The organism is Curtobacterium sp. PhB190, assembly GCF_004365385.1.
In the GTDB taxonomy this organism is placed as follows: Bacteria; Actinomycetota; Actinomycetes; order Actinomycetales; family Microbacteriaceae; genus Curtobacterium.
Genome location: NZ_SODN01000001.1, coordinates 149,364 through 166,016 on the forward strand (window position 1 = coordinate 149,364; position 16,653 = coordinate 166,016).

The following is a 16,653-nucleotide window of genomic DNA, read 5'->3' on the forward strand; positions in this document are numbered from 1 at the left end:
GATGGCCGACACCACCCTCGTCGACCGCCACGAGCCGCTCTGGAAGCGGCTGCCCGTGGTGGTCCAGCTCCGCAAGAGCACCGGCTGGCAGCGCGCCATGCTCATCGTCGGCGTGGTCATCTGCGCCCTGTACCTGCTCGTCGCGGTCTTCGCGCCGCTGCTGGCCCCGTACGGCTTCGGCCAGCTGCAGGGCGCGGACGGCGAGAGCTTCCCGCGCACGGGCGCACCGAGCGCCGAGCACATCTGGGGCACCACCGTCGGCGGGTTCGACGTCTTCAGCCGGGTGGTCTACGGCGCCCGGACCGCGGTCCTCGTCGTGATCGTCGCGGTCGTCGTGTCGATCATCGTCGGCGTGCTGCTCGGGCTGGTCTCCGGCTACCTGGGCGGCTGGCTCGACCGGGTCCTCGTCGTGGTCGCCGACGCGATCTACGCGTTCCCCTCGCTGCTGCTCGCGATCGTCGTGTCGATCGTGATCTCCGGTGGCAACTCGAGCTACTCGGGCGGCATCATCGCGGCGGCGATCTCGATCACCGTCGTCTACGTGCCGCAGTACTTCCGGGTGGTCCGTGCCGAGGCCGTGCGTCTGAAGAACGACGCGTTCGTCGAGTCGGCGCGCGTGATGGGCACGAACCCGTGGCGCATCATGACCCGCCACGTGCTGCGGAACTCGACGCGGTCCCTGCCGCTCATCCTGACGCTGAACGCCAGCGACGCGATCCTGACCCTGGCCGGCCTCGGCTTCCTCGGGTTCGGCATCGGGCCGACGTCCGGCGCCGAGTGGGGCTACGACCTCAGCCGTGCGCTGTCCGACGTCGCGAGCGGCGTCTGGTGGACCGGTGTCTACCCGGGTGTCGCGATCGTGGTGCTCGTGCTCGGTGTGACGTTCATCGGCGAGAGCCTCAACGACATCTCCGACCCCCGTCTGCGTGCGCGCCGACGGCTGAAGCAGCTGGTGTCCACGCGCGACGCGCGCAACACGGCCACCGCGGAAGGATCGGGCGCATGACGACCGACACCGAGAACGCACCCGTGGTCGTCGTCGACGACCTCACCGTCACCTTCGCCACCGACGGCGGCGCCGTCGACGCGGTGAAGGGCGTCAGCCTCGACGTCCGCCCCGGCGAGGTCCTCGCCCTGGTCGGCGAGTCCGGGTCCGGCAAGTCCGTCACGGCTCGCGCCATGCTCCGGCTGATGCCCGAGACGGCGACGCTCGGCGGCGCGGTGCTGCTCGACGGCACCGACGTCGTCACCGTCGGCGCGCAGAAGCTCCGCAGCCTGCGGGGGACCGCCGGTGCGATGGTCTTCCAGGAGCCGTCGACCGCCCTCAACCCGGTCTTCACCGTCGGGTGGCAGATCGCCGAGGGGCTCCGCGCCCACGGTGGCATGTCCAAGAAGGAGGCGCGGGCGAAGGCCATCGACTACCTCGGCCGCGTCGGCATCCCCGACCCCGAGACCCGCGTCGACCACTACCCGCACCAGTTCTCCGGCGGCCAGAAGCAGCGTGTCGTCATCGCGAGCGCGCTCGCACTCGAGCCGTCGGTGATCATCGCCGACGAGCCGACCACGGCGCTCGACGTCACGGTGCAGGCCGAGATCCTCGACCTGCTCCGCCGCTGCCGCGACGAGTTCGGCACGGCGATCGTGATCATCACGCACAACATGGGTGTGGTGGCCGACCTGGCCGACCGCGTCGCCGTGATGTACCAGGGCGAGATCGTCGAAGAGGCCTCGGCGACGGACCTGTTCGCGCGTCCGCAGGCCGACTACACGAAGCGGCTGCTCGCCGCCGTGCCCCGGCTCGAGGCGTCGACGGGCACCGCCCGCCGCGCCGCGATCACCGAGGACGTCACCCCGCTGGTCGAGGCGAAGGGGCTCGAGATCGAGTACCCCGGCCGCCTCGGTTCGCCCGCGTTCCGCGCCGTGAAGGGCGTCGACCTGGCGATCCGTCCCGGCGAGGTCCTCGGGCTGGTGGGGGAGTCCGGCTCCGGCAAGACCACGATCGGTCGCGCCATGGCGGGTCTGACGAAGGTCACCGGCGGGTCCTTGAAGGTCCTGGGCGCCGAGATGCTCGGCTACCGGGAGCGCGACTTCAAGCACCTGCGCAAGGACATCGGGTTCGTGTTCCAGGACCCGGCGACGTCGTTCAACCCGCTGCTCACGATCGCCGAGTGCGTCGCCGAGCCGCTGGTCGTCCACAAGGAGGTGTCGAGCCCGCGTGCGGCCCGTAAGCGGGTCGACGAACTCCTCGAGGCGGTCCAGCTGCCGAAGGCGTACGGGGACCGCTACCCGCACGAGCTCTCCGGCGGGCAGCGCCAGCGCGCCTCGCTCGCCCGGTCGCTCGCACTCCGGCCGAAGCTGCTCATCGCCGACGAGCCGACGAGTGCGCTCGACGTGTCGGTGCAGGCCCGCGTGCTCGAGCTCTTCCTCGAGCTCCAGCAGGACCTGGGCTTCGCGTCGCTGTTCATCAGCCACGACCTGGCGGTCGTGGGCGCGCTGTCCGACCGGATCGCGGTGCTGTACCGCGGCGACCTGGTCGAGGTGGGCACGACGGCGCAGGTCCTCGGCGCCCCGCAGCACCCGTACACGCAGCGCCTGCTGGCGTCGCTCCCGGTGCCGGACCCTGCGGAGCAGGCCGAGCGACGGCGTACGCTGGAGCAACTGGAGAACGTCGGGTCCTGACCCGATGCGACCCGCGTCTGGTCCCGACCCGGCGCGACCCGCCCAGGAGGCCCGTCCAGCGTCGTCGACGCACGCCGGGCCTCCTGGACGGTCGCCTCCACAGCTGTACGCACGACGGTCCTGCCAGCGCGGTCCGTCGCGAACCGCCGCCAGGGGGCGGCGTGGAAGGGGACCCATGATCGCGGTCAACGGACCGGCGGTCGTCGCGGACGACGTGTCGATCGAGTACCGGGGCGGACGGGGGTCCGAGTCGATCCGAGCGGTCGACGGGGTCAGCCTGACGGTGCGGCAGGGCGAGATCCTCGCGCTGCTCGGAGAGTCGGGGTCGGGCAAGTCGACCTTCGCCGCCGCGATCGCGGGGCAGCTCGGGTCACACGGCGAGGGTGACGGTGCGCTGCGCCGGCACATCGTCGGGGGCGAACTGACCGTCCTCGGCCAGAAGACCCGCGGGCTGCGCGGTTCGTCCCGCAAGCTCGAGCGGCTGAGCGGCCGCATCGGCTACCTGCCGCAGGACGGCGCCGATCGACTCAGTCCGGACCTCACCGTCGGCGAGGCCATCGCCGAACCGATCTACCAGCGCGACCGCCGCTTCGACCGGAAAGAGGCGGGCCTGATCGTCGCGCGCCTGGTCGACGCCGTGCACCTGCCGCTCGGCGTGATGCGGCTGAACACCTGGGAGCTCTCCAGCGGGCAGCGGCAGCGTGTCGCCCTGGCGCGGGCCCTCGTGCTCGAACCCCAGCTCCTGGTTGCCGACGAACCCGCCCGCGGCGTCGACGTGCTCGTGCGCCAGTCGGTGCTCGAGGCCCTGGCGACCCTGCAGCGCAACCGGCAGTTCTCCGCCGTCGTGGTGTCCAGCGACCTGCGCGAAGCCGGGGCCCTGGCCGACCGCGTCGCCGTGATGGCCGATGCCCGGCTGGTCGGGCTCGGCACCTTCGACGAGGTCCTCGACAACCCCGTCGACCCCTACGTCAAGACCCTGGCCGCGACCGCGGCCCGAGGCGTGAAGCGTCGCCCGGCACCCACCGCCCCGCGCCGCTCGACGGCGCCACGCCGACCGGTCGCCGCCGGCACCGGCCCCCGCACGGACCGACAGGAGAACCCGTGAGCACCGCCACCCGAGGCCACCGCGCCGTCGTCCCCACCTCCGGCGCCCCGCTGCCGATCGACGCACCGCAGTCCGGCCCCGTCGCCGTGCTGCCGGAGCCGACCGACCTGCACGTCACCGCCGTGACCGAGGCCGGCGGGACCGTCGCGCCGCTCGACGCGGACACCCGCGGGCTCGTCTGGCTCGACCCCCGCGACCCGTCCGGCCTGGCGGACGCGCTCGACGCGGCACCGGGGATCGGCTGGGTGCAGCTGCCGTTCGCCGGGGTCGACGCCTTCGCGCACCTCATCCAGGAGCACGGGGACCGCGTGCTCTTCACCTCGGCGAAGGGCGCGTACGCGGAGCCCGTCGCCGAGCACGCCCTGGCGCTGACGCTCGGGACGCTGCGGGTCCTGCAGAAGCGTGCCCGTGCACACTCGTGGGCCACCGAGCCCGAGGGTGTGTCGCTCTACGGCCGGAACGTCGTCGTCATCGGCGCCGGCGGGATCGCGCTCGAGTACATCCGCCTGCTCGCCCCGTTCGACGTCGACGTCACCGTGGTGCGTCGCTCGGCCGACCCGGTGGCCGGCGCATCGCGCACCGTCACCACCGACCAGCTCGACGAGGTCCTGCCCGACGCCGACGTCGTGATGATCGCAGCAGCCATGACCTCGGGCACCGCGAAGCTCTTCGGCGGTCATCAGTTCGCGATCATGAAGCCGTCCGCCCGGCTCGTCAACATCGCCCGCGGGGGACTCGTCGACACCGACGCCCTGGTCGAGGCCCTGCGCAGCGGTGCGATCGCCGCCGCAGGGCTCGACGTCACCGACCCCGAGCCGTTGCCGGACGGCCACCCGCTCTGGTCCGAGCCCGGCGCGGTCATCACGCCGCACCAGGCGGACACCCCGGAGATGGTCGCGCCGCTGCTCGCCGAGCGGGTGCGACTCAACACCACGGCGTTCCTCGACGGCAGCGGCGAGGGCTTCGTCGGTGTCGTCGACCCGGTCGCCGGGTACTGAGGAGCAGTGCTGCACCGGGGGCCACAGCGCGGCGCGCCCGGGCGGCGTGTCCGATGCGGTGAGGGGCGCTGCGGTGCTGCTATGCTGTTACCCGTTGTTCGCACGACATTCGCCAGCGGACAGTGATCCTCGATAGCTCAATTGGCAGAGCAGCCGGCTGTTAACCGGCAGGTTGTTGGTTCGAGTCCAACTCGGGGAGCGTCTGGCCCGGATCCTCACGGATCCGGGCCTTTTGCGTTCCCGGGGCGATGCCCACGGCCGCGCGCCGCACGGCCGCGCGCCGCACAGCCGCGCGCCGCACAGGCGCGCCGGTCAGGACGCGGGGGTGCTCGGCTCGATGTGCAGCGTGCCGTCGCGGTTGTTGTCGTCGATCGTGCCGGTCTTCGGCACGTAGACGTCGAGGTAGTCGAGCCGGAAATGGTCGAGCTGATCGGCGTACTCGGACAGGAACTCCGTGACCTGGTGGGGCATGGCCCGACGGTCGTCGTGGCCGACCACGATCGCGTCGAACGGTCCGTACTGCGGCTTCTGCGTGCCCCGGTCGGGCAGGTAGATGCGCCAGGTGTTCGCACTGAAGCGGGCGAACAGCACGCCCTCGGAGTCCTTGCCGCGGACGTGCAGGGCGTCGGAGAGCAGGGCGATGCCGCTCGGGCGGGACTGTGCCACCGCGACCCCGAGCCGCACGGCCGGCACGAGCAGGCAGGCGACGAGGACGGCCGCCGCGATGCGTCCGACGGGTGGCCGCACCGATGCCAGCCGGCCGTACCCGATGGCGGCCAGGGCGATGATCAGCGGCATCCAGGCGTCGTAGTAGTACGGGAGCGAGACGTTCGCGACGATGACGTAGAAGACGAGGAAGACACCGAGCGCGATGCCGAGGAACGCGACGAGCCGGTCCGGCCGGATCGCCACCGCGCACACGACGCCGATGACCAGCACCGCGAGCAGCAACCAGCCGGTGCCCGCCGCCAGGAACGCGAAGTTCGCCCACCACGGTGCCTGGGGGTAGATCGTGCCGAGGATCGTCGTCGGGTGTCCGTGCGCGTTCTGCTGTGCCTGGAACTTCAGCATGTGCCCGATGGCGGTGAACAGCCCGACCGGCAGGTACAGGAGCACGAAGACCACCACGAACGCGACGCCGCCGTACAGTGCGCCCACGCCCAGGTCGCGCCAGCGGCGGAACAGCAGCGGCAGGGCGCCGATCGCGAGCACGAGCACGGCGGTCGAGACCTTGGACGTCACGGACATCGCGAGCAGCGCCCCTGCTGCGGCGATCCACCACCGGTTGCCGGTCCGCATCCAGGTCCAGGCGGCGGCGAGCGAGGCGACCGCGAAGAAGACCATGAGGGGCTCGAGCATCGCGAAGCGGTCGATCCGCGCACCGATCACCGAACCGGCCTCGGCCCAGGAGGCGCCGGAACCGCGCGGCGTCAGCCACCACGCACCGGCGGCGAGGAGTCCCGTCCAGAAGCCGACCTCGCGGCGCAACCAGACGAACAGGACCACGCCGGTGCCGAGCATCGCGGTCGCGGCGACCAGGCGGGGCCCGAGCGGCCCCTGTCCGACGACGAGCTGCGCGATGCCGTACAGGTACTTCGCCGTCGGCGGGTGCTCGAGGTTGAGCGAGAAGTTGCCGTGCACGTACGCCCAGCTCGCCCGGAGGTAGACGAACTCGTCGTTGACGATGGTCGGGCGGCCGAGGTGCCACAAGGCGACGAACAGGGCAGCCACGGCGACGACCACGAGGGCGGCGACGCGGACGGGGCGGGAGTGCAGGCGGGGGATGAGGACCTCCAGGGCGGGGCGTGCCCGACCATCATCGCAGGAGCGACCGTGCGGGTCCTGCCGGGCAGTTGCTGTTAGCGTTCACAGGTGCACCGATCCCGTCCGCCCCGCGCCGTGTTCCTCGGCGTGATGCTCGCGGCGGTCATCGCGCCCGTGCTCGTCGGGTGCAGCGGTGCCGGACCCGACACCGATGCGTCAGAGGAGCCCACGAGCTCGGAGACCGGGCTCGGGTCGGGTGCCTCGCCGGTCGTCTTCGCCTTCGTGTGCGACGACGGCGACCCCGAGACCTACACGACCTACTCTGCGGTGTGGGAGGACGAGCGGACCTCGTGCACCGCGAAGCGGCTCACGGGCTCGGTGCCGTCGACGCAGCAGCAGGCCGCGGTCGATGCGACCCGGGGCGACGCCACCCTCGTCGAGCTCGCGAGCACCTGCGCCGTGACCGGCACGGACCCGTGGACGTCGGCCGTCGCCGACGACGGCGCAGCGCACGTCGCCGCCGGCCTCCTGCAGTACTGCCCGGGGCACCCGGAGACCGACCACCTGCGCGACGCGCTGTCGACGTACCGGAGCTGAGCCGGGCCTCCCGGCCGTCAGCCGACCACGGCAGGCGACGCGCCGGCCGGACCGGCCCGTCAGCCCTCGGGGTGGTCGCGACCCGGCAGCCACGACTGGCCGGGGCCGCCCCAGCTGTTCTTGCGGATGGCCTTGGCGACCTGCTTGCCGTAGGGGTGCACCAGGCGGTCGGCGTAGAGCCAGCCGTCCAGGTGGTCGTACTCGTGCTGGAAGATGCGCGCGAGCCAACCGTCGGCCCGGACCTCGAACGGTTCGCCGTGCTCGTCGAACGCCCGGAGCAGCGCGCTGCCGGAGCGTCGGAGCGGGAAGCGCTCGCCCGGCACGGACAGGCAGCCCTCGGACTCGTCGTCCTCGTCGAGCTCGTCGACCGACTCGGGGACCGGCGGGCTGATCCAGAGGACCGGGTTCACGGCCGCGGCGCGGTGCAGTACGTCGTCGTCGGTGTACGAGTACACGAACAGGCGCTTGCCGACGCCGACCTGGGGTCCGGCCAGCCCGACGCCGGGGGCGAGGTCCATGGTCTCGAACATGTCGGCGACGAGGGAACGGAGGTCGTCATCGAACTCGGTGACCTCGGCTGCACGCTCGTGCAGGACGGGTTCGCCGGTGATGCGGATCGGGAGAACGGCCATTCACCCAGGTTATCCGGCGGTGGACGGTAGCCTCGACGCGTGACGACGGACCTCCAGCTGCCCGACGCAGTGAACCTGACGCCGTTCCAGGCCCTCATGATCCCCGTCGCGCTCATCGGTGCGGTGTTCCTGTCGCTGGGAGCGCAGTTCCAGAGCCGGGGTGTGCAGCGGGTCGAGGCACGGCTGGGGCGGCAGTCGAAGGGGCTGAGCGTCCGGCACGTCGTCGGGCTGGTCTCGAGCGGCTACTGGGTGCTCGGCACGCTCATGCTCGGCATCGCCGTCGTGCTGCAGCTCATCAGCATCACGTACGCGCCGCTGATCGTCGTGCAGCCGCTCGGGGCGGTCGCGCTCGTGATCACCACGTGGTTCTCCTCTCGGTCGTCGGGCGTGCCGCTGGGCCGTCGGGCGAAGCGTGCGGTGTGGACCTGCATCATCGGTGTCGCGATCTTCGTCGGCATCGCGGCGTTCGTCGGCCACGAGAGCGCGATCACCCGGCAGCAGCTGGTGACCGTCCTGATCATCCTGGCGGTGGTGCTCGTGCTGGTGCTGGTGTCGTTCCGACTCGTGGCCAAGCACAAGAGCGCGCTCTACTACATCGTCGGCGCGGGCATCCTCTACGGGTTCGTCGCGACGCTCGCCAAGGTCGTGCTGAACCGGTTCGTGAACGGCACGTTCGACTGGTTGACGGTCCTGGCGATCATCGGGGTGGTCGTCGCGGCGTCGCTCGGCGGGTACTTCGTGCAGAACGCGTACTCGGCCGGTTCGGCGGACCTCGTCATCGCGGGGCTGACCGTGATCGACCCGATCGTCGCCGTCGGGATCGGCGTGGTCGTGCTCGACGAGGCGTCCGGGGCACCGTGGGGTGCGGTCGCCGGGTTCGTGGTCGCGGCCGGCATCGCCATCACCGGGGTGTTCCTGCTCGCCAAGCACCACCCGCAGACGCGCGCCTGACCGCGCGGGCCGCGGGGCGGCGCCGCGCCGTCGCCCCGTCACCCCGCGGGAGCACGGGGTCCTCCGCGCGGCTGACGCGGCCGCGGAACCAGGTGCGGTACCGTCGGCAGTCCGACCAGCAATCGCCCACGAGAGGACGACGCCAGCCGTGTCAGGAGATGTCACCACCGCCACCGCCGAACCGACGGGTGCGACGGGCGGACACCGACCCTTGCGCATCCTGATCGCCGCGGACACCTTCCCGCCGGACGTCAACGGCGCCGCCACCTTCGCCGAGCAGCTCGCCGTCGGCCTGGCCGAGCGCGGGCACGAGGTCCACGTCGTCGCCCCGGCCTCGAGCCGCAACTACGGCACCTTCGACGAGGAGCACCAGGGCGTGACCCTCGTCGTGCACCGCCTGAAGTCGTACAAGTGGCCGCTGCACGCCTGGCTCCGTTTCGTGTGGCCGTGGAGCGTCAAGAAGTGGACCGGCCCGATCCTCGACGCCGTGAAGCCCGACGTCCTGCACATCCAGTCGCACGTCGTCATCGGTCGCGGGATCGTTCCCGAGGCGAACGCGCGCGGCATCCGGGTCATCGCGACGAACCACTTCATGCCCGAGAACCTGCTCGAGTACACGCCGTTCGGCAAGTGGACGCTGCCCATCGCGCTGAAGATCGCGTGGAGCGACGCCGCGAAGACCTACCGGCTCGCCGACACCATCACGACGCCGACGAACCTGGCCGCCGACTACCTGCGCAAGGCCATCGCCGGTCAGCGGGTGCTGGCGATCTCGTGCGGGATCGACGCGTCGCGGTACGTCGCGCGCGAGGGCCGTCCGGTCAACAACGACATCGTGTTCGTCGGCCGCGTGGCGCCGGAGAAGAACCTCGACGTGCTGGTCCGGGCCGTGGCGCTGCTGCCCGGTTCGCTCGCGGCGACCCTGACGATCGTCGGCGACGGCGAGATGATCCCGAAGCTGACCGCCCTGGCGAAGGAGCTCGGGCTCGAGGACCGCGTCCGGTTCCTCGGGTTCGTCTCGGACGAGGTCAAGCGCACCGCCCTGACGAACGGCACCGTGTTCGCGATGCCCTCCACCGCCGAGCTGCAGAGCATCTCCTCGCTCGAGGCCATGGCGTCCGGGCTGCCGGTCGTCGCCGCCGACTCGATGGCGCTGCCCCACCTCATCGACGGCAACGGGTACCTGTTCGCCCCCGGCGACGAACACGACCTCGCCGCCAAGCTCGAGGCGGTGCTCACGGCGTCGGAAGCGGAGTACACGGCCATGCGGGAGCGCAGTTCGGCCATGATCGAGGCACACGACATCAACCGCACGCTCACGACGTTCGAGGCGCTGTATCGTGGGGAACCGGTGGCCTGACGGTCGTCGAGGGGCGGTAGCCAAGCTGGTCAAGGCAGTCGGCTCATAACCGAACGATTCGCGGGTTCAAGTCCCGCCCGCCCTACGTGCAGATGAAACGCAAGCGCGAGGACGACCACGACGCAGCTGGTCCGACGCCGAACGTCACGTTCCAGGTGAACCGTGGTGGCACCGGCGTGCGCGTCAACGCCTTCCGCATCGGGTTCATGGGTGCCATCGGTGTGCTCGTCGCGCTGCTCGCCGGCACCATCATCGGCGAGCTCAGCACCGTCCTCGTCTACATCGGGGTCGCGCTCTTCCTCGCGCTCGGCATCGACCCGCTCGTCTCGTTCCTCGAGCGGCTCATCCCGCGGTGGGCGGCGATCACCGTCGTCGTCGTGGGGGTCCTTGCGGCGTTCGCCGGGGTCGTCTTCGCGGTCGTCCCGATCCTGGTCGAGCAGGCGACGAACCTGATCCAGAACTTCCCCGAGGTCGTCGACGACATCTCGAAGCAGCAGTGGGTGCAGGACCTGTCGAAGCAGTTCGCCGGGTCGTTCGACATCGACCACGCGCTCGAGTCGGTGCAGTCGTTCGTCGAGAACCCGGGCAACCTGCTCAGCGTCGGCGGCGGCATCCTGGCGGTCGGCAGCGGCATCCTGTCGGGGCTCACCGGCGTGCTGATCGTCCTCATCCTGATGCTCTACTTCCTCGCGTCGATGCGGGGCATGAAGCGTGCGGCGTACCGGTTCGTGCCGGCGTCCCGCCGCGAGAACTTCATCGACGTGAGCGAGCAGATCACCCAGGCGGTCGGTCGGTACGTCGTCGGCCAGGTGTCGCAGGCGCTCATCAACGGCATCCTGAGCCTGGTGTTCCTGCTCATCATCGGTGCGCCGCTGCCCGTGCTGTTGGCCTCGTTCGCGTTCCTCGGCTCGCTCATCCCGCTCGTCGGCACCCTCGGCGCCGCGGTCGTCATCTCGTTGCTCTGCCTGTTCGCGTCGCCCGCGACCGCCCTCGCAGCGGCGATCTACTACCTCGTCTACATGCAGGTCGAGGCGTACCTCATCTCGCCGCGCATCATGTCGCGTGCCGTGCAGGTGCCCGGGGCCCTCGTGGTCATCGCCGCGGTGGCCGGTGGCACGATCGGCGGCGTGCTCGGCGCCCTGGTCGCCCTGCCCGTCGCCGCGTCGATCATCATCATCGTGCAGAAGGTCATCTACCCGCGGCAGGAGCTGGCGTGACGGACGCCGCCGCCGGCTTCGCCGATCACGTCGCCGAACGCGATCGCTGGGCACGCGGGCCTCGTGGCCCCTTGGCCCTCGTGAACGCCCAGCACGTCGACCACCCGCAGCCGGTGTGGCCGGTCCCCGGTACCTGGGCACCGACGGTCGGCGGCCTCACGGTCACGGCCGCCGCCACCGACGGTGTCGTCGTGGACGGCGTCCCGGTGGACGGCACGGTGCTCGTCGCCGGTGACACCGCCGTGGTCCCGTCCGCCGTCGCGTTCCCCGACGGCTTCGCGGGCACGGTGTCCGGTTCGACGCTGCGCGTCTGGGACCCCGCAGCGGAGCCGATCCACCGCTTCGCGCGCATCGCCCGGTTCGACCGGTCCGACGATTGGGTGGCTTCCGGCACGTACGTCCCGCTGGACGCCGGTGCGGGCGACGACCGGGAGGCCCGTGGCAGCGTCCTCGACGCCGCCGGCGACGCCCTGCCGGTCGCCGGGCACATCGAGACGGCCGTCGGCAGCACGACCATGCGGTTCGTCGCGGTCCGGTCCGCGGCGTTCCGGGGTGCGCCGCGGCTGCAGCTCATCGTGCAGGACGCCACGAGCGTCCTCGCCGAGGACGACCCCGGCAGCACCTACTCGATGGGCCGCTTCCTGTACCTCGACGACCCCGGCACCGCGGGCCCGGTCGAGCTCGACTGGAACCTGCTCGTGCTGCCGCCCTGCGCGTTCTCGTACCAGTTCGCCTGCCCGATCCCGCCGGCCGAGAACCGCGTGCCCGTACCGATCACGGCGGGCGAGCGGCACCCCGTCGACGCTGCGGGCACCGTCCTGCACTGAACCGGACCGCGCTCGGCGGGGTCCTTGCCGTTCCCAGCCGGAACGCTGCATAATGGGCGTGTCCTGTCAGGACATCACAATCGCATACCGAATGGTTCCGTGGCTCGCAGCCACTCGGATCCTCCGCACCAGGTCGATGGGGAAGTCGCACCTGACGTATCGGAGGAACCGTGAACGGAACGACGACAGGAGTGCTCTACGTGCACTCCTCACCCCGCGCGCTCTGCCCGCACGTCGAATGGGCAGCAGGTCGCGCCATGAACCGCGCCGTGAACTTCTCGTGGCTCGACCAGCCGGCACAGGACGGTGCCCGGCGGACCGAGTTCACCTGGACCGGTGCGGTCGGTGCCGGTGCCGCGATCGCCTCCGCGCTGCGCGGCTGGGAGCACCTGCGCTACGAGGTGACCGAGGAACCGACGACCGAGTCCGACGGCGGTCGCTGGATGCACACGCCAGACCTCGGAGTCTTCTACGCGCAGACCGACGTCACCGGGAACATGGTCATCCCCGAGGACCGCGTCCGCTACGCGATGGAGGTCGCGGGCAGCAACGCGCTCGAACTCCACCGTGAGCTCCGGCTCGCGCTCGGACAGGCCTGGGACGACGAGCTCGAGCCCTTCCGGCACGCGGCCGAGGGCAACCCCGTCGTCTGGCTGCACCGCGTCGGCTGAGACTCGGGCCGCGCTGGCGTCTCCGCCGTTTCGCGAAAGCGACACTGTGCCGCCAACATTCGGCCGCAGACTGTCGCTTTGGCGGTGCGGTCGTGAACGTGTGGCCGCGAACTGTCGCCTTCGCGGCACTGAAGCCGGCAACACACACGACGGAAGCCCGCCCCGACGACGCGGGACGGGCCTCCTGGCAGGGTGCGACGGGTCAGACGCTGCGGAACGCGACCACGGCGTTGTGGCCGCCGAAACCGAACGAGTTGCTCACCGCGAGGAGGTCGCCGTCGGGCAGCGCGCGCGGCTCGCGCGCGACGTCCATGACGATCTCCGGGTCCTGGTCGTTGAGGTTGATCGTCGGCGGTGCGACACGGTTGTGCAGCGCGAGGACCGTGAACGCGGCCTCGATCGCACCGGCGCCACCGAGCAGGTGCCCCGTGGACGCCTTGGTCGCCGACACGACGATGTCGTCGACGTGGTCACCGAACACTCGGCGCATGGCGTGGTACTCGGCGACGTCGCCGACCGGGGTCGAGGTGGCGTGCGCGTTGACGTGCACGACGTCCTCGCGGCTGGCTCCGGCGTGGTCGAGGGCCTGCAGGACCGCACGGGCGGCCGCGCTGCCCTCGGGGTCCGGTGCCGTGATGTGGAACGCGTCCGAGGTGATGCCGGCGCCGGCGACCTCGGCGTAGATGGTCGCACCGCGGGCCTCGGCGTGCTCCTTCGACTCGAGGATGAGCGCCGCGGCGCCGTCACCGAGGACGAAGCCGTCACGGGTGACGTCGTACGGACGCGACGCGGTCTCGGGGGAGTCGTTGCGGCGCGACAGGGCCTGCATCGCCGCGAACGCCGCCAGGGGCAGCGGGTGCAGTGCGGCCTCGGCGCCACCGGTGATGACGATGTCGGCGTCCCCGTCGGCGACGTGGCGGTACGCCTCGGCCAGCGACTCGGTCGACGAGGCACAGGCCGACAGGTAGGTGCGGGCGCCGCCACGGGCGCCGAACTCCATCTCGATGGCAGCGGCCGGACCGTTCGCCATGAGCATCGGGACCGTCATCGGCAGGACCCGACGCGGGCCCTTCTCGCGCAGGGTGTCCCAGGCGTCGAGCAGGGTGTTCACGCCACCGATGCCGGTCGCCCAGTCGACGATGAGGCGCTCGGGGACGACGGACTCGGCGTCGATGCCGGCGTCGGCCCACGCCTCACGCGCCGCGACGAGCGACAGCTGCGACGAGGGGTCCAGGCGCTTCGACTCGGGGCGGGTGAGCTGGTCGGTGAGGAACCGACGTGCCTGGCCGGCGAACTCCACGGGGAGTTCGAGCTCGGCGTAGCGCGGGTCCTCGATGCGGGTGATGCCGGACTTGCCGGCGAGCAGCGCGTCCCACGTTTCCGGGGCAGTCGCGGCGAGGGGTGAGATCGCACCGATCCCGGTGACGACGACGGTCTTCTTGGTCATGGAACGACGGTTCTTTCGTTGGGGAACAAGATGAGCGCCGCGGCCGACGGTGACCGCTGGCCGCGGCGCTCAGGAAGCTCGTGTCAGGCCTGGGCCTTGACGATGTAGTCGACCGCGTTGCCCACGGTCTTGAGGTTCTTGACCTCTTCGTCCGGGATCTTCACGTCGAACTTCTCCTCGGCGTTGACCACGATGGTCATCATCGAGATGGAGTCGATGTCGAGGTCGTCCGTGAAGGACTTGTCGGCGGCGACGGTGTCGGTGGCGATACCGGTCTCGTCGTTGATCAGCTCGGCCAGGCCGGCGAGGACTTCTTCGTTGGACAGGGCCATGAGTTTCTCCTTGAGGGGGGTGTCGTTTGACCGTGGACCAGCCTAGGGCACGCAGCGTGCTCGCGCCCGGAGACTCGTCGGGGTGGTCGCTGGTCGCGCGGGATGCGCGGCCGGGTGGGATCAGGGCAGGACGACGACCTGGGCGCCGAACACGAGCCCGGCACCGAAGCCGATCTGCAGGGCGAGCCCGCCGGACAGCTCGGGGTGTTCCTCGAGCAGGCGGTGGGTGGCGAGCGGGATGCTCGCGGCGGAGGTGTTGCCGGTGGTGGTGATGTCACGGGCGATCGTGACCGACTCGGGCAGGCCGAGCTGCTTCGCGAACTCGTCGATGATGCGGATGTTCGCCTGGTGCGGCACGAACGCCGCGAGGTCCTCCGGTCGGACACCGGCGGTCTCGAGCGCTTCGCGGGCGACCTTCACCATCTCCCACACGGCCCAGCGGAAGACCGTCTGGCCCGCCTGGCGCATGGTCGGGCGGGGTGCGCCGGCTTCCCACTCGTTGTAGGTCGCCGTCATGCCGATGGCGTCCCACTTCGAGCCGTCCGAGCCCCAGATGGTCGGGGCGATGCCGGGGAAGTCGCTCGGGCCGACGACGGCTGCGCCGGCACCGTCACCGAGCAGGAACGAGATCGAGCGGTCGGTCGGGTCGACGACGTCGCTGAGCTTCTCGGCACCGACGACCAGGACGTGGTCGGCGAGGCCGGACTTGATGAACGAGTCGGCCTGGGCGATGCCGTAGGCGTACCCGGCGCACGCGGCGCTGATGTCGTACGCGGCGGCGGGCGTCGCGCCGATCCGCTCGGCGAGCAGCGACGCCATCGACGGGGTCGCGACGGTGTGCGTCACGGTGCTGACCAGCACGACACCGATCTGGTCGGGGGACAGGCCGGCCTTCTCGATCGCCTCGCGCGCGGCGGTCTCGGCGAGGTCGACGGCCTCGACGTCCTTGCCGGCACGCTTGCGCGTGATGATCCCGGTGCGCTGGCGGATCCACTCGTCGGACGAGTCGATCGGGCCGACCAGGTCGTCGTTCGGCACGACGTTCTCGCCGCGGGCTGCGCCGAAGGCCAGGATGCGGGTGAACTCGTGGCCGCGGCGCTGGGAGAGTGCGGGACGTTCGGTCATGCGGTGGCGTCTGCTTCCTGGTCTGCGCGCTGCAGCAGGTCTATCGCTGCGGGCAGGTCCTCGGGGGTCTTGATGGCGACGGACGGCGTGCCGCGCAGGCCGCGCTTGGCGAGCCCGACCAGGGCGCCGGCCGGCGCGAGCTCGATGATGCCGGTGACGCCGGCGGCCGCGAACGACTCCATCACGGCGTCCCAGTGCACGGGGCTCGCGATCTGCTGGACCATCAGGTCGACGAACCGGCGACCGTCGTCGACCCGTGAACCGTCGGCGTTGGTCCAGATCGGCAGGGTCGGGTCGTGCACCGTGGCGGCCGCGGCGACCGGGGCCACGCGCTCGACCGCGGGGGCCATGAAGTGGGTGTGGAACGCACCGGCGACGGCGAGCGGGACCACGCGGGCCTTGGCGGGCGGGTCCGCCACGAGCGCGGCGATGCCGGCGGCCGTGCCGGCGACGACGGTCTGGCCGCCGCCGTTGTGGTTCGCGGGGACGAGCCCGTGGGACTGCAGTGCTGCGGCGACCGCCTCGGCGTCGCCACCGAGCACGGCGGCCATCGAGGTCGCTTCGAGGGCAGCGGCGTCCGCCATCGCCCGGCCGCGCTCGGCGACGAGCGACACGGCGTCGGTCGGCTCGAGGACCCCGGCGACCGCAGCGGCGGTGAACTCGCCGACCGAGTGCCCGGCGACCCCGCCGACGAGCGCACGGCGGCCGTCGGCCAGCAGCGCGTCGGCGGTCACGAGACCGGCGGCGACGATGAGGGGCTGCGCGAATGCGGTGTCCTTGATGGTGTCGGCGTCCGAGGTGGTGCCGTGTGCGGCGAGGTCCACCCCGATCGACTCGGACCACTGCCCGACACGTTCACGAACGGCGGCGTCCTCGAGCCAGGGGGCGAGGAAGCCGGGGGTCTGGGAGCCCTGTCCGGGCGCGACGACGACGATCACCGGACAATCC

Annotated in this window: 16 protein-coding genes and 2 tRNA genes; 12 read left to right on the forward strand and 6 right to left on the reverse strand. The window is 71.4% G+C overall.

Features of this window, described 5'->3' with window-relative positions:
• Position 1 precedes the first annotated feature (1 nt).
• From EDF47_RS00640 to EDF47_RS00660, 5 genes are all read left to right on the forward strand, one after another.
• Positions 2–1,006: an ABC transporter permease gene (locus EDF47_RS00640; RefSeq protein WP_123292570.1), complete on the forward strand. Its 1,005-nt coding sequence runs from the start codon at positions 2–4 to the stop codon at positions 1,004–1,006.
• Positions 1,003–2,679, forward strand: coding sequence for an ABC transporter ATP-binding protein (locus tag EDF47_RS00645; protein WP_123292571.1), 1,677 nt, complete (start codon positions 1,003–1,005; stop codon positions 2,677–2,679). Before EDF47_RS00640 ends, EDF47_RS00645 begins: the two co-directional genes overlap by 4 nt.
• A 175-nt stretch (positions 2,680–2,854) precedes the next feature.
• Positions 2,855–3,784 carry an ATP-binding cassette domain-containing protein gene (locus EDF47_RS00650; RefSeq protein WP_123292572.1) on the forward strand — a complete coding sequence of 310 codons (930 nt, stop codon included), beginning with the start codon at positions 2,855–2,857 and terminating at the stop codon, positions 3,782–3,784.
• The gene (locus EDF47_RS00655; protein WP_243833982.1) at positions 3,781–4,782 is read left to right on the forward strand and encodes a D-isomer specific 2-hydroxyacid dehydrogenase family protein; all 1,002 of its coding nucleotides are present in this window, start codon (positions 3,781–3,783) and stop codon (positions 4,780–4,782) included. The genes EDF47_RS00650 and EDF47_RS00655 overlap by 4 nt, the downstream gene beginning before the upstream one ends.
• A 126-nt stretch (positions 4,783–4,908) precedes the next feature.
• Positions 4,909–4,981 (forward strand) — tRNA-Asn (locus EDF47_RS00660).
• A gap of 113 nt (positions 4,982–5,094) precedes the next feature.
• Here the strand turns inward: EDF47_RS00660 and EDF47_RS00665 are convergent.
• The gene (locus EDF47_RS00665; protein ID WP_133938228.1) at positions 5,095–6,513 is read right to left on the reverse strand and encodes a hypothetical protein; all 1,419 of its coding nucleotides are present in this window, start codon (positions 6,511–6,513) and stop codon (positions 5,095–5,097) included.
• Between the two features lie 141 nt (positions 6,514–6,654).
• On the opposite strand from EDF47_RS00665, the gene EDF47_RS00670 reads away from it, so the two are divergent.
• A complete protein-coding gene (locus tag EDF47_RS00670; RefSeq protein ID WP_133938230.1) occupies positions 6,655–7,143 on the forward strand; it encodes a hypothetical protein in 489 nt (162 codons plus the stop codon).
• 59 nt (positions 7,144–7,202) lie between these two features.
• Here EDF47_RS00670 and def read toward each other — a convergent pair whose 3' ends face one another.
• A complete protein-coding gene (gene def / locus EDF47_RS00675) occupies positions 7,203–7,775 on the reverse strand; it encodes a peptide deformylase (protein ID WP_133938231.1) in 573 nt (190 codons plus the stop codon).
• Positions 7,776–7,814: 39 nt separating this feature from the next.
• On the opposite strand from def, the gene EDF47_RS00680 reads away from it, so the two are divergent.
• From EDF47_RS00680 to EDF47_RS00705, 6 genes are all read left to right on the forward strand, one after another.
• Entirely contained in the window at positions 7,815–8,726 is a 912-nt protein-coding gene (locus EDF47_RS00680; RefSeq protein ID WP_181437562.1) for a DMT family transporter, read from the forward strand.
• A 148-nt stretch (positions 8,727–8,874) separates the two neighbouring features.
• Positions 8,875–10,086, forward strand: coding sequence for a glycosyltransferase (locus EDF47_RS00685; protein WP_131846208.1), 1,212 nt, complete (start codon positions 8,875–8,877; stop codon positions 10,084–10,086).
• 10 nt (positions 10,087–10,096) lie between these two features.
• Positions 10,097–10,171, forward strand: a tRNA-Ile gene (locus tag EDF47_RS00690).
• A 7-nt stretch (positions 10,172–10,178) separates the two neighbouring features.
• On the forward strand, positions 10,179–11,303 hold the full coding sequence (locus EDF47_RS00695) for an AI-2E family transporter (RefSeq protein ID WP_207896192.1): 1,125 nt from the start codon (positions 10,179–10,181) through the stop codon (positions 11,301–11,303).
• Complete coding sequence (locus tag EDF47_RS00700; RefSeq protein ID WP_133938233.1) at positions 11,300–12,130, forward strand: DUF1684 domain-containing protein; 831 nt, start codon at positions 11,300–11,302, stop codon at positions 12,128–12,130. The genes EDF47_RS00695 and EDF47_RS00700 overlap by 4 nt, the downstream gene beginning before the upstream one ends.
• A 191-nt stretch (positions 12,131–12,321) precedes the next feature.
• Positions 12,322–12,801 (forward strand): DUF3145 domain-containing protein, encoded by a 480-nt coding sequence (locus EDF47_RS00705; RefSeq protein ID WP_111085700.1) that lies wholly within the window; start codon positions 12,322–12,324, stop codon positions 12,799–12,801.
• Between the two features lie 202 nt (positions 12,802–13,003).
• Here EDF47_RS00705 and EDF47_RS00710 read toward each other — a convergent pair whose 3' ends face one another.
• From EDF47_RS00710 to EDF47_RS00725, 4 genes are all read right to left on the reverse strand, one after another.
• Entirely contained in the window at positions 13,004–14,248 is a 1,245-nt protein-coding gene (locus tag EDF47_RS00710) for a beta-ketoacyl-[acyl-carrier-protein] synthase family protein (protein WP_133938236.1), read from the reverse strand.
• Positions 14,249–14,331: 83 nt separating this feature from the next.
• Positions 14,332–14,580: an acyl carrier protein gene (locus EDF47_RS00715; protein ID WP_017886710.1), complete on the reverse strand. Its 249-nt coding sequence runs from the start codon at positions 14,578–14,580 to the stop codon at positions 14,332–14,334.
• Positions 14,581–14,700: 120 nt separating this feature from the next.
• Complete coding sequence (locus EDF47_RS00720) at positions 14,701–15,705, reverse strand: beta-ketoacyl-ACP synthase III (protein WP_111085698.1); 1,005 nt, start codon at positions 15,703–15,705, stop codon at positions 14,701–14,703.
• Positions 15,702–16,643, reverse strand: coding sequence for an ACP S-malonyltransferase (locus EDF47_RS00725; protein ID WP_133938238.1), 942 nt, complete (start codon positions 16,641–16,643; stop codon positions 15,702–15,704). Before EDF47_RS00725 ends, EDF47_RS00720 begins: the two co-directional genes overlap by 4 nt.
• Positions 16,644–16,653 lie beyond the last annotated feature (10 nt).

Excerpts from the sequence above, each read along its gene's own strand:
- EDF47_RS00720 (WP_111085698.1), bottom strand. The coding sequence starts at position 15,705 with ATGACCGAACGTCCCGCACTCTCCCAGCGCCGCGGCCACGAGTTCACC.
- def (WP_133938231.1), bottom strand. The coding sequence starts at position 7,775 with ATGGCCGTTCTCCCGATCCGCATCACCGGCGAACCCGTCCTGCACGAG.
- EDF47_RS00640 (WP_123292570.1), top strand. The coding sequence starts at position 2 with ATGGCCGACACCACCCTCGTCGACCGCCACGAGCCGCTCTGGAAGCGG.
- EDF47_RS00645 (WP_123292571.1), top strand. The coding sequence starts at position 1,003 with ATGACGACCGACACCGAGAACGCACCCGTGGTCGTCGTCGACGACCTC.
- EDF47_RS00710 (WP_133938236.1), bottom strand. The coding sequence starts at position 14,248 with ATGACCAAGAAGACCGTCGTCGTCACCGGGATCGGTGCGATCTCACCC.
- EDF47_RS00650 (WP_123292572.1), top strand. The coding sequence starts at position 2,855 with ATGATCGCGGTCAACGGACCGGCGGTCGTCGCGGACGACGTGTCGATC.
- EDF47_RS00715 (WP_017886710.1), bottom strand. The coding sequence starts at position 14,580 with ATGGCCCTGTCCAACGAAGAAGTCCTCGCCGGCCTGGCCGAGCTGATC.
- EDF47_RS00695 (WP_207896192.1), top strand. The coding sequence starts at position 10,179 with ATGAAACGCAAGCGCGAGGACGACCACGACGCAGCTGGTCCGACGCCG.